This window comes from Collinsella sp. AM23-17 (assembly GCF_003470945.1).
Classification (GTDB): domain Bacteria; phylum Actinomycetota; class Coriobacteriia; order Coriobacteriales; family Coriobacteriaceae; genus Collinsella; species Collinsella aerofaciens_O.
In genome coordinates, this window is sequence record NZ_QRHU01000019.1 from 1 (window position 1) to 14,347 (window position 14,347).

Genomic DNA, 14,347 nt, shown 5'->3' on the forward strand with positions numbered 1-14,347 from the left:
TGTTGCTTTTCAGAACGTCCCGCAGGACGGAGGAAGCCCCGCAGCGCGTAGCGCGCAGCGGGGCTTCCGACATGTCCGAGGACGTTCTGAAAAGCAACACCAGGGCGGGCCCGAACGAGAACACCGACTACAGGTCGATGTGCGATTCCTTGATCGGGAACGGCTCGGCGAAGTGGCAGGCGCAGCAGTGACCCGGTGCGACTTCCTTAAACTCGGGAAGCTTCTCGGAGCAGATGCCCTGCGCGATCGGGCAGCGCGTGTGGAAACGGCAACCGGTCGGCGGATCCAGCGGCGACGGCGGATCGCCAGCGAGAATGATGCGCTTGCGGGTCTTCTGGATATCCGGATCGGGCACCGGCACGGCAGACAGCAGCGACTGCGTGTACGGGTGGTGCGGCTCACTGTAGAGCGTCTTCCAGTCCGAAACCTCGACCATCTTGCCCAGATACATAACGGCAACGCGATCAGAAATGTGCTGCACGACAGAGAGGTCGTGAGCAATGAAGAGATAAGCCGTACCGAACTTGTCCTGGAGCTCCTTAAGAAGGTTCAGAACCTGGGCCTGAATGGATACGTCAAGCGCAGAGACGGGCTCATCGCAGATAATCAGCTTGGGCTTGAGCGCAAAGGCGCGGGCAATGCCGACACGCTGGCGCTGGCCGCCCGAGAACTCGTGCGGATAGCGGTTGATGTGCTCGGGGTTCAGTCCGACGACGTCGAGAAGCTCGCGGACACGCTCGATACGCTCTTCCTTGGTACCCACGCCGTGAATGGTCATGGGCTCGGAGACGATCTCGCCGATGGTCATACGAGGGTTCAGCGATGCATAAGGATCCTGGAAGATAAACTGCATCTCACGACGCATATCCTTGATCTCGTGCTTGCTCATCTCGGCAACATCTTTGCCCTGGAAGAACACCTTACCGGCAGTCGGCTTGGTCAGACGCATGATGGTGCGACCCGTGGTGGACTTACCGCAACCAGACTCGCCGACCAGGCCAAAGGTCTCGCCCGGATAAATCTCGAACGAAATGTCATTCACAGCAGAGACGACACGCTTGGAAAAACGCTTGGCGAACATGCCGGACTCTGCAGGGAACTCCTTAGAAAGATGCTCGACCTTCAGCAGCGGAGTGCGCTCGTTATTGTCTGTCATTTACGCCTCGCCTCCCTTCTTGGAATCCTTGCGCGTACGGGACGTCTCAGGAGCGTTCTTGAGGAACTCGGGGTCACCGGAGTAGTGGCACGCAGAGTAATGGCCAGACTCGGTAACAACGCGCTCGGGGCGCTGCTTGCGGCACTTGTCCGTCGCATAGGGGCAACGAGGAGAGAAGACGCAGCCCTCAGGCAAGTTCATGAGCGAAGGCGGGTTGCCGTGAATCGGCGTAAGAGGCTTCTTCTCCTCGATGGCCTGCTCCGGAATGGAACGAATAAGACCCCAGGTGTAGGGATGGCGGCTCTCGTAGAAGATTTCCTCAGCAGTACCGAACTCGACGGGACGGCCGGCGTACATAACCATGATCTTATCGGCCATATCGGCGACGACGCCCAAGTCATGGGTAATCATGATAATGGCGTTGCCGTTCTTCTGCTGCATCTCCTGCATGAGCTCGATAATCTGAGCCTGAATGGTAACGTCCAGAGCCGTCGTGGGCTCGTCGGCAATCAGGATATCGGGATCGCAGGCAAGAGCCATGGCAATCATGACACGCTGACGCATACCGCCGGAGAACTGGTGCGGATACTCGTTGACGCGCTTCTCGGGCTCGGGAATACCCACGAGGTCCAAGAGCTCGGTGGCGCGCTTGAGCGCCTCCTGCTTGGAGTAGCCACGATGCAGACGAAGGCCCTCGCCCACCTGCTTACCGATCTTATAGACCGGGTTAAGGGAGGTCATAGGATCCTGGAAGATCATCGCGATATCGTTACCGCGAATGTGCTGCATCTCTTCCTCGGTCATCTCAAGGATAGAACGACCGCGATAGCGAACGTCACCGCCCTCAATCTTTCCCGGAGGCATCGAGATAAGGCCCATGATGGTCATGGCGGTCACGGACTTACCCGAGCCGGACTCGCCGACGACGCCCAGGGTCTCGCCGCGATCGAGCGTGTAGGACACACCGTCGACAGCGCGAACCACGCCATCCTCGGTGTGGAAATACATCTTAAGGTCATCGACCTCGAGCAGATGCTGGCCCTCGGGAACCGGCTGGTCCTTCAGGTCCACATAGTTCTTGTTCTTCTTCATCCTTATGCGTCCTTCATCTTGACGTCGAGGGCGTCGCGCAGACCGTCACCCAGCAGGGTGAAGGCGAGCACCGTCGAGAGAATTGCCAGACCGGGCATGATCATCATCCAGGGAGCAGTCAGAAGATACTGCTGACCGTCCTGAATCATGGAGCCCCACGAAGGCGTAGGCGGAATAACGCCCATGCCGAGGAAGGACAGAGCGGACTCGGTCAAAATGGCACCACCAATGTTCATGGTCGCGTAGACCACGATGGAGGCGACGGAGTTCGGGAAGATGTGACGCACGACGATACGAGCATCGGATGCGCCCATCGCGCGCGCAGCGTCAACATAGTCGTTTTCCTTGACCGTCAGGATCGCGGATCGGAAGACGCGCGCAATCGAGGGCCAGCCGAGAATACCGATGGCGATAAAGACGTTCTGAAGACCACGGCCGATAACGGCGATCATGGCGACAACGAACAGCACGTACGGGAACGCCAGGAAGATATCCGCGAAGCGCATGATGATCGTATCCCAGATGCCGCCATAGAAACCGGCCAGGGCGCCCATGATCAGACCGATCACCGTGGAGATGGCGGTGGCCATAATACCGACGGAAAGCGAAACGCGCGCGCCGTAGATAACTCGGACGAGAATGTCGCGGCCAAGGGCGTCGGTACCAAACGGGTGCTCGGCACACGGAGCCAGCAGCGAAGTCTCGGCCATGGTCGTCGAGTCAGAAGCCGTCGGCGACCCGAGCCAGGGCTTAGCCCACAGGTCTGCGGTCAAGGCAACCAAAACGACGATGATAATCCAGCAGATACCGATAACGGCGAGCTTATTCTTGCGAAGACGCTTGAAAGCGTCGCCCCACAGCGTGCGGGACTTGGCGGGAGCAGATGCGGCCTTAGTGGCGGTAGCCTGCTCCTGAGACTGAGAATCAGTTTCCTGCATGAGACGTACCTCCCTTAGGCCTTATCCGACGGACCGCCGAGGCGGATACGCGGGTCGAGGAATGCATAGCTAATGTCGACGAGAAGGTTGATCACCATAACGACGACAACAATGAGCGTAACGCCGCCCATAACGATGGGCCAGTCGCGCATGCTAATGGCGCGGTAGACCTCAGAGCCGATACCGGGCCAGTTAAAGACCGTCTCGGTCAGGATGGCGCCCGAAAGCATGCCGCCGAAGTCGACACCAATATAGGTAACAACGGGGATGAGTGCATTCTTAAGCGCATGCTTGACGATGATCGCGCGATTGGAGAGACCCTTGGCCTTTGCCGTGCGGATGTAATCCTGATTCATGACGTCGAGTAGCTGCGAGCGCATGATGCGGGCAGCATAGGCGGTCGAAACCGAAGCCAGCGTAATGGTCGGAAGCACATAGTGCATCCAATCCTGATACTGAGAGCTGGAGCCGCCGGCACCCGAGATCGGCATGGAGAATGCGCCGCCGGTGGCATCCTTAAGGATGACGCCAAAGAACAGCTGCAGCAGCATACCGAGCCAGAATGCAGGAACGGCAACGAGGATCGACGTGGTCAGCGTTACCAAAATATCCCAGAAGGAATAGCGCTTTACCGCCGAAATGATACCCGCACCGATACCCATGATTGCCTCGAGCACAATGGCGCACGCGGCGAGTTTAACCGTATACGGATACTTCTGGGCAAAGATTTCCGCAACCGGCAGCTTGCGCTGATACGAATTGCCCAGATCGCCATGAAGCAGACCATTCATGTAATTCAAGTATTGGTCCACAAGCGACGTTGGAACGGGATCGCCGTTCTCGTCAAGGATCGCGTTGCCGTCCTCGTCCGCCTGGACCAGGTGATAGCGCACGCGAAGTTGAAGCTCTACCTCGGGGGACAGAGCCTTGTCTCCACCGATCAGCTTGATCGGGTCTCCCGGCACAATATTCTGGAGGGCGAACAGAATCAACGTAACGCCCAAAAATACCGGGATGAACTGAAGCACACGTTTAACGATGTACTTACCCATACCACTCCCCTATCTAGGGATTAACCTAAATGGGATGCCGATCGCCAGACCGGCATCCCAAAATTACCATCAGCCAGTTTACCCCAGGTTAGGGAGAACTGTATGTTTCCCATGAGGTCTACGTAAATACTTGACCCTCATGGAAGCTGCAAAACTCTTAGGCGAGCTCAGCGGTACCCAGATCGGCGTGCTTCTGCGGATCGACATAGAGGTACTTGACGCGATCGGAGCCGACGATGGTGTGCGTGTAGAACATCACCGGGATAACCGGGCAGTCAGCGGCGACCATAGCGTCAGCCTCCTGCATCTTGGCGATGCGCTCGTCGTCGTCAACCGTGGCACGGGCCTCATCGACCTTGGCATCGAACTCGGGGTTGTTGTAACCAGAGCGGTTGTCGCCACCGAGGGAGTCGGAGTGGAACAGCGGGTACAGGAAGTTGTCCATGATCGGGTAATCGGCGATCCAGCCCAGACGGCCGAACTGATAGTTGAAGTTCTGATACTGCTCGAGCAGGGCAGACCACTCGGGAGTATCGGAGACGGCGGTGACGCCCACCTTGGCGAGGTCGCCGATGATGGACTCCATGATCTCCTTGTGGCCACCGTCCTGGTTGTAGGACAGGGTCACATTGATGCCACGATCGCCGTTAGCGCCAGCGGGAGCGACCTTGTCGAGGTACTCGTTAGCCTTGTCGACGTCATAGGCGCAGAACTCCCATGCGCCCTCCTTGTAGCCGGCAATTCCCGGAGGAACGATGCCGTCAGCGGGGGTACGGGTGCCCTTGAAGATGGTCTTGCAGATGGCCTCACGGTTGATAGCCAGGGAGATGCCCCTGCGCAGGTCAGCGTTGTTGAACGGCTCGGCCGTGGTGTTGCACGTCAGATAGTACGTGGAAGGCTCGGAGCCGAGCAGCATGCGCTCGCCGTCACCCATGGTGTAGCCATCCTTGGACTCGCCGCGGTCCTTCTTGGCGGCGTCGATCTGAGCAACGGGAACGTCGCAGACATCGAGGTTGCCGGCCTGGAACTCCTTGTAAGCGGTCTCCACGTCCTTGATGACCTGGAAGTGGATGGCGTCGATCTTTGCCTTGTCGCCATAGTAATCGTCAAACTTCTTGAGGTTGATCTCCTGACCATCCTCCCACTTGCCGTCCATCATGAACGGGCCGTTACCGACCGGGGCAAGGTAGAAGCTCTTGACATCGGACTCGGCGCACTCGGGAACCGGGGACAGAGCCGGGTGAGAGGCGACGAACGGGAAGTCGGCGTAGGCGGAAGTCAGCTTGACGACGAGGGTCTCGTCATCCGGGCAGGTAACGCCGGACAGCTCGGTAGCGTTACCGGCAAGCAGATCATCATAGCCCTCGACCATGGAAAGGTGGTAGGAGACCTCGGAAGGACCATACTCGGTAGCGATGGCCGACTTGGTGTTGACCAGGCGCTCCCAACCGAGCTTGAAGGACTTGGAAGTAACGTCGTCACCGTTGTGGAACTTGGCCTTCTTGATCTTGAAGGTGAACTCGGTGGCGTCGTCGTTAGCCTCGAAGGACTCGCAAGCCAGCGGAACGATCTCGCCCTTCTCGTTATCGTACTCCGTCAGAGCGTCGAAGAGCTGGTACTCGACCTGAGTGCCCTGATCCTCCTGGACGTTGTAGGGGTCGATGCAGACCGGGTTGTTGATGTAGAAGTTCAGCGTCGAACCGGACTCAGAACCGGAAGCGTCGCCGCCCTTCTTGCCGCATGCGGCAAGAAAAGCCATGGAGCTCGCAGCGAGGGTGCCGCCAACAAAGGCGCGACGACCCATAACGGGCTGGTGGAACATAGAATCAGCCATGCCATCCTCCTTATGAGATAGGACAAAGTGAATTCGGCCGGGCAACGTCGAGACAGCCCGATCGAACCATTCAAACGCGGTCCGCCGTTATGGCTGGTTATGCAGTGCGGACCAACGTTTCGCAATACAGTAGCGCATTTTATGCACAATATGGCGCTAATTCCGGTTAACGGTCGAGAATTTCTTTAGTTAGGCGAAGTATGTGGGGATATTTTGACTCTATTACAAGTCTGTAAATCAAAACCACCCCTAAAAGGGGTGGTTTGCTCTTAGGGTATAACCCTTGGATTTCCGGCACGCGTCTAAAGGCGCCGGCCCTCACGGGGTTCGGGCCGCACTGCAGGTTGACCCGTGACGGGCCGGTCAAACCGGCGCTATTTGCGCCCCGGCCCCCTATCGAAGGGGTCCTCGTACTCCTTGACGCTCAGCCGGTCGAGCGCGATGTCGGCCTTCTCCTGCTCCCGGATGTACTTCGCGATCGTCGCCTCGTTCAGGCCGACGGTGGAAACGTAGTAGCCCTCGGCCCAGAACTTCCTGTTGCCGAACTTGTACTTCATGTTCGCGTGCCTGTCGAATACCATCAGCGAGCTTTTCCCCTTCAGATAGCCCATCACGCTGGACACGCTGTACTTCGGCGGTATCGCCAGCAGCATGTGGACGTGGTCGGGCATCAGGTGCCCCTCGATGATCTCTATCCCCTTGTACTGGCAGAGCTTCCTGAAGATCTCCCCAAGGTCGGACCTTATTTGGTTGTAGATGACTTTGCGCCTATACTTCGGCGTGAACACGACGTGGTACTTGCACATCCACTTCGTGTGCGACAGGCTGTAGGCCTTCTGGGCCATACGCCACCACCGCCCTCTCGACTCGGATTCCTTGCGGCCTGAACAATCGCAAGTGTCCGGCGAGGGGGCGGCTTTGTAAAGCCGGTTGTCCCCACCCGCATAGCGGGTGGTTTCTGATGCGGCGCGCTGCGCGCCCCGCACAGGCTAAAGCCTTTAACAAAAAGGGCCCCGCACATGCGGGACCCTTTACAAACGTATATACGCCGATGCTTAGTAGCCGACGATGCCCTGCGGGAAGAAGAACATGCACAGAACGACACACACAGCAAAAACGACGGCCATAATTACCGTCAGGCGATCGAGGTTCTGCTCCATGACGCCCGTGGCAGAGCTGGAGTTATACAGCGAGCTAGCGATCATATCCGAAACGCCGGTACCCTTACCGGAGTGCATCAGGACGAGAATCGTCAGCGCCACGGCAGAGATAGCCCAAACGACAAACAGAAGAATCTGGAACGGACCCATAGATAAGCTCCTTAATAGAACAATTTAAACTCCAGTACTGTACCACAACCTCCAACACTCCCCCATCCGCCATTTAGGGACGGGGTAGAAATGGCAGAAATACCAAAAAAGGGGTCGTCCGGTTGTGGACAACCCCCTTACTAGAAAACGGTATTTGTTTTCTATTAGGCCTCGGTGGCGAGCACGCGACCCGTCATCTCGGCGGAAGGCTCAAGACCAGCCATGGTGAGCATGGTCGGAGCGATATCGGAGAGACGGCCGTCCTCGATACCGGTGAGCTTGGCCTTATCATCAACGATGATGAACGGCACGCGGTTGGTAGTGTGAGCCGTGAACGGATGCTTGGAACCATCGGAAGCGACGTCAAACATGTGGTCGGCGTTACCGTGGTCGGCGGTGATCAGCGCAAAGCCGCCCTTGGCGAGAATCGCCGGGACAACCTTGGACAGAGCATCGTCAACAGCCTCGACGGCCTTAACGGCGGCGTCGAATACACCGGTGTGACCAACCATGTCGCAGTTCGCGAAGTTCACGATGTAGAAATCAGCGCGATCCTCGTTGATAGCGGCGACAAGCTTCTCGGTAACCTCGGGAGCGCTCATCTCGGGCTGCAGATCGTAGGTAGCGACCTTGGGGGAAGCGACGAGCACGCGCTCCTCGCCCTCCTTGGGCTCCTCGATGCCGCCGTTGAGGAAGAACGTCACGTGGGCGTACTTCTCGGTCTCGGCGGTGTGCAGCTGCTTCAGGCCATTGGCGGCGATAACGTCGGCCAGGACGTTCTCGGGGAACGTCTTGGGGAAGGCGACCTCGACGTCAAACGTCGGATCATACTCGGTCATCGTCACAAAGTGCGAGAGCTTAATCTGCTCGCGCTCAAAGCCGTCGAACTCCTTGTCCGTGAACACGCGAGTCATCTGACGAGCGCGGTCGGGACGGAAGTTGAAGAAGATGGCCGCGTCGTCCTCGTGAATGCCCTCGTTGTGGGCAGCGAAGGGCTCGACGAACTCGTCGCCGCGCGGATCCTTCTCGTAGTAGGCCTTGATACCGGCAACGGGGTCGGTATCGGCATCGGACGCGTTGACCATGACGTCGTAGGCACGCTGGATGCGCTCCCAGCGGTTGTCGCGGTCCATAGCCCAATAGCGGCCCGAAACGGTGGCAACGCGAGCGTCGCAACCGGTCTCCTCGGAGATCTTAGCCAGGAAGGCGCAGAACTCGCTCATGTAGCCGGCACCGGACTGCGGGTCGACGTCGCGGCCATCCATGAAGGCGTGGACGCGAACGGTCTTGACGCCATGCTGGGCAGCCATCTTGACCAGAGCCTCGACGTGGTTCATGTGAGAATGAACACCGCCAGGGCTCATAAGGCCCATGAGGTGCAGGGTCTTGCCTTCGGCCTTGACGTCGTCCATAGCCTTGACGAAGACCTCGTTCTTGGCGATGGAGCCGTCCTTGATGGCATTGTTGATGCGCGAAAGCTCCTGGAACACGATGCGACCGGCACCGATGTTGAGGTGACCCACCTCGGAGTTGCCCATCTGACCGTCGGGAAGGCCCACGTCCTCGCCCGAAGCACCGAGCGTGGTGTGAGGATACTTCTCGTACAGGCTATCAAGGAAGGGCGTCTTGGCAGCGGCGACGGCGTTCTCGCCATCAGCCGGAGCAAGGCCGCAGCCATCCATGATGATCAGGAGTGCAGGAAGATGACGCTGTGCCATATGTCCTACTCGCCTGCCTTGACGACCATAGAGGCGAAGTCGGCAGCCTTGAGCGAAGCGCCGCCCACGAGGGCGCCGTCAACGTCGGGCTTGGCGACGAGCTCGGCAATGTTGCCGGGCTTAGCGGAACCACCGTACAGGACGCGGATACCGTCGGCGAGCTCCTCGCCAAACATCTCCTTGAGGGTCTCACGGATAGCGCCGCAGACCTCCTGGGCGTCCTCAGCGGTAGCGGTCTTTCCGGTGCCGATGGCCCAGATGGGCTCGTAGGCGACGACGACCTGCTTGGGGCAGGTGATCTCAAGACCAGCAAGGCCAGCCTTGACCTGGTTCACGACGTGCTCGACATAGGTGCCAGCCTCGCGGACCTCGAGGGACTCGCCGCAGCAGAAGACGGGAACAAGACCGGCGGCAACGAGGGCCTTGGCCTTCTTGTTCTGATCCTCGTCGGTCTCGTGGAAGTAGTCGCGACGCTCGGAGTGACCGATGATGCAGTAGGTGCAGCCAGCGGACTTGAGCATGTCGCAAGAGGACTCACCGGTGAAGGCACCCTTGGCCTCCCAGTACACGTTCTGAGCACCGAGGGCGATGGGGGCAGCCTGAATACGGTCATGAACCGTGGTGATGTCAATGGTCGGAGGGCAGACGAGCACCTCGACGCCAGCCGGAACCTCGGGCAGAGCCTGAGCCAGCTCGTCGGCGAGCTTGGCGGCCTCGGCGACGTCGTTGTTCATCTTCCAGTTACCAGCGATAAGAAGGGTGCGATTAGGCATCGAGAAGCGCCTCCACTCCGGGCAGGGCCTTACCCTCGACGAGCTCCATGGAAGCGCCACCACCGGTGGAGATCCAGCTCATCTTGTCGGCCAGGTTGAACTTGTTGACAGCCGCGACAGAGTCACCACCGCCGATGATCGAGGTGCAGTCGGCCTCGGCGACGGCCTCGGCGATAGCCTGGGTGCCGTGAGCGAAGTTGTCGAACTCGAAGACGCCCATGGGGCCGTTCCAGAACACGGTCTTGGCGCCCTTGACGGCCTCGGCGTAGAGCTCCTCGGTCTTGGGGCCGATGTCCATGCCCTCACGATCGTCGGGGATAGCGTCGGAAGCGACAACCTCGGGGACAGCGTCCTCGCCAAAGTGATCGGCAACGCGGTTGTCGATGGGGAGCAGGATCTTGACGCCCTTCTCCTCGGCCTTCTTGAGCATCTCGCCGGCGCGCTCGACCCAGTCCTCTTCCTTGAGGGACTGACCGACGGTCAGACCCTGAGCCAGGAAGAAGGTGTAGGCCATGCCGCCACCGATGATCAGGGTATCAGCGGAGTCGATGAGGTGATCGAGAACGCCGATCTTGGAGGAAACCTTGGAACCGCCGACGATAGCGACGAAGGGGCGCTCGGGCTCGGCGAAGATGCCGGTCAGCGTGTCGACCTCCTTCTCGAGCAGGAAGCCGGCGACGGCAGGCAGGTAAGCGGCGGGGCCCACGACGGAACCCTGGGCGCGGTGAGCGGTGCCGAAGGCATCGAGAACGAAGACGTCACCATAGGAAGCGAGCTTCTTGGCGATCTCGGGATCGTTCTTCTTCTCACGCTTGTCAAAACGGACGTTCTCGAGAACGAGGACCTTGCCCGGCTCGACGGCGGCAACAGCCTCAGCAGCCTTCTCGCCGTAGGTGTCGGCGACAAAGGCAACATCGAGACCAGAGAGCTCAGCGAGCTTCTTGGCGACGGGCTCGAGGGACAGCTCGGGCTGGAAGCCGGTGCCATCGGGACGGCCGAGGTGGCTCATGAGGATGACGCGAGCGTTGTGCTCAACGAGGTAGTTGATGGTGGGCAGGGCAGCCTTGATGCGGGTGGTATCGCCAACGACGCCATCCTTGATAGGCACGTTGAAGTCAACGCGGACGAGAACACGCTTGCCGTCGACATCGATGTCGCGGACGGTCTTCTTGGTAAAGGCCATGTTTGCTTCTACCTTTCGTACGTGTCTGCCTCCCATTACGGCAGACGATTTCCTATAAAAAGGGCGCGACCCTAGGGTGTAAGCCCTATGAGGCCGCGCCCTTCTTTAGACGCTCAACGAGCTATTCGCTAAAAGCTAAATTAAGCAACGAACTTCTCGAAGTACTTGATGGTGCGGACCATCTGAGAGGTGTAAGAGTTCTCGTTGTCGTACCAAGAGGTGACCTGAACGAGGGTCTGGCCGTTGCCGAGGTCAGAGCACATGGTCTGAGTGGCGTCGAAGATGGAGCCGTGGGTCTCGCCGATGATGTCGGTGGAGACGATGTCGTCCTCGTTGTAACCGAAGGTCTCGGAGATGGTGGCAGCGTAGGCCTTCATAGCAGCGTTGACCTCGTCGACGGTGACCTTCTTGTCAACGACAGCGTAGAGGTTGGTGATGGAGCCGGTCGGCGTCGGGACGCGCTGGGCGGCACCGATGAGCTTGCCGTTGAGCTCGGGGAGAACCAGGCCGATAGCCTTGGCAGCACCGGTGGTGTTGGGGACAATGTTAACGGCGCAGGCGCGGCTACGACGCTTGTTGCCCTTGCGCTGCGGGCCGTCGAGCGGCATCTGGTCGCCAGTCCAGGCGTGAATGGTGGTCATGATGCCGGACACGATGGGAGCGAAGTCGTTCAGACCCTTGGCCATCGGGGCGAGGCAGTTGGTGGTGCAGGAAGCAGCGGAGATGATGTTGTCCTCAGCGGTCAGCGTCTCATGGTTGACGTTGTACACGATGGTGGGCAGATCGCTGCCGGCCGGAGCGGAGATGACGACCTTCTTGGCGCCAGCGTTGATGTGGGCCTGAGCCTTAGCCTTGCTGGTGTAGAAGCCGGTGCACTCGAGAACGACGTCGACGTCGAGGTCGCCCCAAGGCAGGTTGTTGGCGTCGGCCTCCTTGTAGATCTTGATCTCCTTGCCGTCAACGGTGATGGAATCCTCGCCAGCAACGACCTCGTGATCGCGAGCGTAGTTGCCCTGCGTGGAGTCGTACTTCAGCAGGTAAGCGAGCATATCGGGAGAGGTGAGGTCGTTGATAGCGACGATCTCGGAGCCCTCATGACCGAACATCTGACGGAAAGCCAGACGACCGATGCGACCGAAGCCGTTAATAGCAACCTTTACTGCCATTGTGTCTCCTTTCGTAAGGCCCCCGCAAGCTACAGCGCCCGCCGTTGAGGCCCACAAACTAACCACTCGCCTAATATACCTTTTTTTTGACTTGAATTTCACGAGAATGCTCGAAATTGAAAATCAAATTTACGTTAAAACGTTTTAAAGAATAAAATAGCAGCTAAATCCGTATATACGCCGATGCTTTAAACTACCTGTTTGCTTCAATGAGCTTTTCAAGCCTCAAAACTCGATGGTAGAGGGCTGACTTCGACAAGGGAGGGTCAGCCATCTCCCCCAAATCACGCAGCGACAGATCGGGATAGCGCTCGCGCAGGTCGCAAAAGACCGCCAAGGCATCCGGAAGCGCATCGCGAAGGCCACGCTGCTCGAGCTCATCGATAAGCGCAAGCTGATGTTGGGCAGCACCGGCGCTTCTGGTCTGGTTGGCGAGCTCGGCGTTCACGCGACGGTTCACATCGTTCTTAACCAACTTGACCGCGCGCGCCTCCTCAATCTCGGCAACGCTGCGCTTGGCACCAATCAGCTTTAATAAATGCTCGATTTCCTCGGCGCTCTTAATGTATACGGCATATGACCCCCGCCGTGCATTAACACGAGCATGGACCCCAATCTGCCCCAACAGGTCGCAAAGCCCCTTAGCATATTGCTCGCCCTGCACCGCGATCTCCAAATGAAAATCGCCGCGTGGATCGGCCACGAAGCCGCCCGCGATGAGCGCGCCGCGGATGTAGGCAAGCCTGCAGCAGGGACGGGCAACGATGTGTCGGGGAACACCAGCGACGAGCCCTCCCCTGCGGTCTAGAATGCCCAGCAGCACCAGAGCCTTGTCCAGGTCGGGTTGATCGGGCAGGGTAATGAGATAGTTACGGACCTTATGCAAGACCGATTTACGAACGGTGAATTCCGTTTTGAGCTTAAGGATGCGATGCGTCAGCGTGATCATCGTGCGCGCGACGGCTCCCGTCTCGGTCGCGACCGTCAAACGATACCGCCCGGAGCCGGCCAACGAAAGCGTACCGCTCACACGCGTCAGGGCGGCAAGCGTCGACAAATCGCAGTATTCACATTCGGGTTCGCAGCGCGCAAGCTCGTCGCGCACCTCAGCGGTAAACGACATGCAGGCCTATGCCTTCGTGTTGGCGCGCGACAGGTCGCGGTGGGAGATGCTCACGTGATACTGGGTGCCTTCCAGGTAACGGGCCGTGGCCTCGGCAATGGCGACGCTACGGTGCTGTCCGCCCGTGCAGCCGATGGCGATAGAAAGCTGCGGTTTACCCTCCGCGATATAGCCCGGCATCACCGTATCGAGCAGCTGTGTCCAAGCCTTCCAAAACTCCTGCGTCTTGGGATGGTCCAGAACAAAATCGGAGACCTTTTTATCGAGACCGGTCATCGTGCGCATCTCGGGATCGTAGAACGGATTGGGCAGGAAGCGGACGTCGATCATAATGTCCGCCTCGACGGGCATGCCGTGCTTAAAGCCAAACGAGAACACATGGACGTCCATGAGCTGTTGGTCGGACAGTTCGGAAAATGCCATACGTAGCTTGTTGCGCAGCGCAGAGGTGCGCAGACGGCTCGTGTCGATAATCATATCGGCTCGATCGCGCACGCCCTGCAGCTGAAGGCGCTCGCGCTGAATGGCATCGGCCGTAGTCTCCCCCGGCTTGGCAATGGGATGACGGCGGCGATTTTCGCTGTAGCGACGAATCAGCACCTCGTCAGAAGCCTCCAGGAACACGATGTCGCAGCTCATCTCGCGCTCTTCGAGCGCGGCGACCGCATCGAGCAACTCGTCAAACAGTCCCTGGCTACGCAAATCGCAGGTGACGGCGAGATGCCTGCCCACGCCCGTATTGATGCCGACGAGCTCGGCAAGCTGGGCGATGAGACGCGGAGGCAGGTTATCAATGCAAAAATAGCCCATGTCCTCGAACACGTGCATGGCCTGTGTGCGGCCCGATCCGGACATTCCGGTGATGATGACGATATCGGGGATGCGCTCCGAGCGCTCCGCCGCATCCATGGCATCTCCCTTTTGCATGTGCTGCCTCCCAAAAACAAGCGCGGGACCCAGCAACCCGGATCCCGCGCGGTCAATTGCCTATATTGAGTATAC

13 protein-coding genes are annotated in these 14,347 nt (G+C 58.9%); all 13 read right to left on the reverse strand.

Going from position 1 to position 14,347, the window contains the following annotated elements:
* Nucleotides 1-127: 127 nt before the first annotated feature.
* Entirely contained in the window at nucleotides 128-1,156 is a 1,029-nt protein-coding gene (locus DW645_RS07655) for an ABC transporter ATP-binding protein (protein ID WP_117564866.1), read from the reverse strand.
* Nucleotides 1,157-2,248 carry an ABC transporter ATP-binding protein gene (locus DW645_RS07660; RefSeq protein WP_117766059.1) on the reverse strand — a complete coding sequence of 364 codons (1,092 nt, stop codon included), beginning with the start codon at nucleotides 2,246-2,248 and terminating at the stop codon, nucleotides 1,157-1,159.
* A gap of 2 nt (nucleotides 2,249-2,250) precedes the next feature.
* Nucleotides 2,251-3,186: an ABC transporter permease gene (locus DW645_RS07665; RefSeq protein ID WP_117776113.1), complete on the reverse strand. Its 936-nt coding sequence runs from the start codon at nucleotides 3,184-3,186 to the stop codon at nucleotides 2,251-2,253.
* A gap of 14 nt (nucleotides 3,187-3,200) precedes the next feature.
* Nucleotides 3,201-4,238, reverse strand: coding sequence for an ABC transporter permease (locus tag DW645_RS07670; RefSeq protein ID WP_117635931.1), 1,038 nt, complete (start codon nucleotides 4,236-4,238; stop codon nucleotides 3,201-3,203).
* 157 nt (nucleotides 4,239-4,395) lie between these two features.
* Entirely contained in the window at nucleotides 4,396-6,072 is a 1,677-nt protein-coding gene (locus DW645_RS07675; protein ID WP_117776112.1) for an ABC transporter substrate-binding protein, read from the reverse strand.
* Nucleotides 6,073-6,446: 374 nt separating this feature from the next.
* A complete protein-coding gene (tnpA, locus tag DW645_RS07680; RefSeq protein ID WP_117734320.1) occupies nucleotides 6,447-6,917 on the reverse strand; it encodes an IS200/IS605 family transposase in 471 nt (156 codons plus the stop codon).
* A gap of 210 nt (nucleotides 6,918-7,127) precedes the next feature.
* Nucleotides 7,128-7,382 (reverse strand): preprotein translocase subunit SecG, encoded by a 255-nt coding sequence (secG, locus tag DW645_RS07685; protein ID WP_117776111.1) that lies wholly within the window; start codon nucleotides 7,380-7,382, stop codon nucleotides 7,128-7,130.
* Between the two features lie 164 nt (nucleotides 7,383-7,546).
* Nucleotides 7,547-9,100 carry a 2,3-bisphosphoglycerate-independent phosphoglycerate mutase gene (gpmI, locus tag DW645_RS07690; protein WP_118227152.1) on the reverse strand — a complete coding sequence of 518 codons (1,554 nt, stop codon included), beginning with the start codon at nucleotides 9,098-9,100 and terminating at the stop codon, nucleotides 7,547-7,549.
* A 5-nt stretch (nucleotides 9,101-9,105) separates the two neighbouring features.
* Entirely contained in the window at nucleotides 9,106-9,873 is a 768-nt protein-coding gene (tpiA, locus tag DW645_RS07695; protein WP_089572945.1) for a triose-phosphate isomerase, read from the reverse strand.
* On the reverse strand, nucleotides 9,866-11,056 hold the full coding sequence (gene pgk, locus DW645_RS07700; RefSeq protein ID WP_117564871.1) for a phosphoglycerate kinase: 1,191 nt from the start codon (nucleotides 11,054-11,056) through the stop codon (nucleotides 9,866-9,868). The genes tpiA and pgk overlap by 8 nt, the downstream gene beginning before the upstream one ends.
* Before the next feature lie 140 nt (nucleotides 11,057-11,196).
* Nucleotides 11,197-12,222 (reverse strand): type I glyceraldehyde-3-phosphate dehydrogenase, encoded by a 1,026-nt coding sequence (gap, locus tag DW645_RS07705; RefSeq protein ID WP_022094880.1) that lies wholly within the window; start codon nucleotides 12,220-12,222, stop codon nucleotides 11,197-11,199.
* Nucleotides 12,223-12,415: 193 nt separating this feature from the next.
* Nucleotides 12,416-13,345, reverse strand: coding sequence for a DNA-binding protein WhiA (gene whiA, locus DW645_RS07710; RefSeq protein ID WP_099431435.1), 930 nt, complete (start codon nucleotides 13,343-13,345; stop codon nucleotides 12,416-12,418).
* A 6-nt stretch (nucleotides 13,346-13,351) separates the two neighbouring features.
* Nucleotides 13,352-14,272 (reverse strand): RNase adapter RapZ, encoded by a 921-nt coding sequence (gene rapZ, locus DW645_RS07715; RefSeq protein WP_118227153.1) that lies wholly within the window; start codon nucleotides 14,270-14,272, stop codon nucleotides 13,352-13,354.
* Between the last annotated feature and the right edge of the window lie 75 nt (nucleotides 14,273-14,347).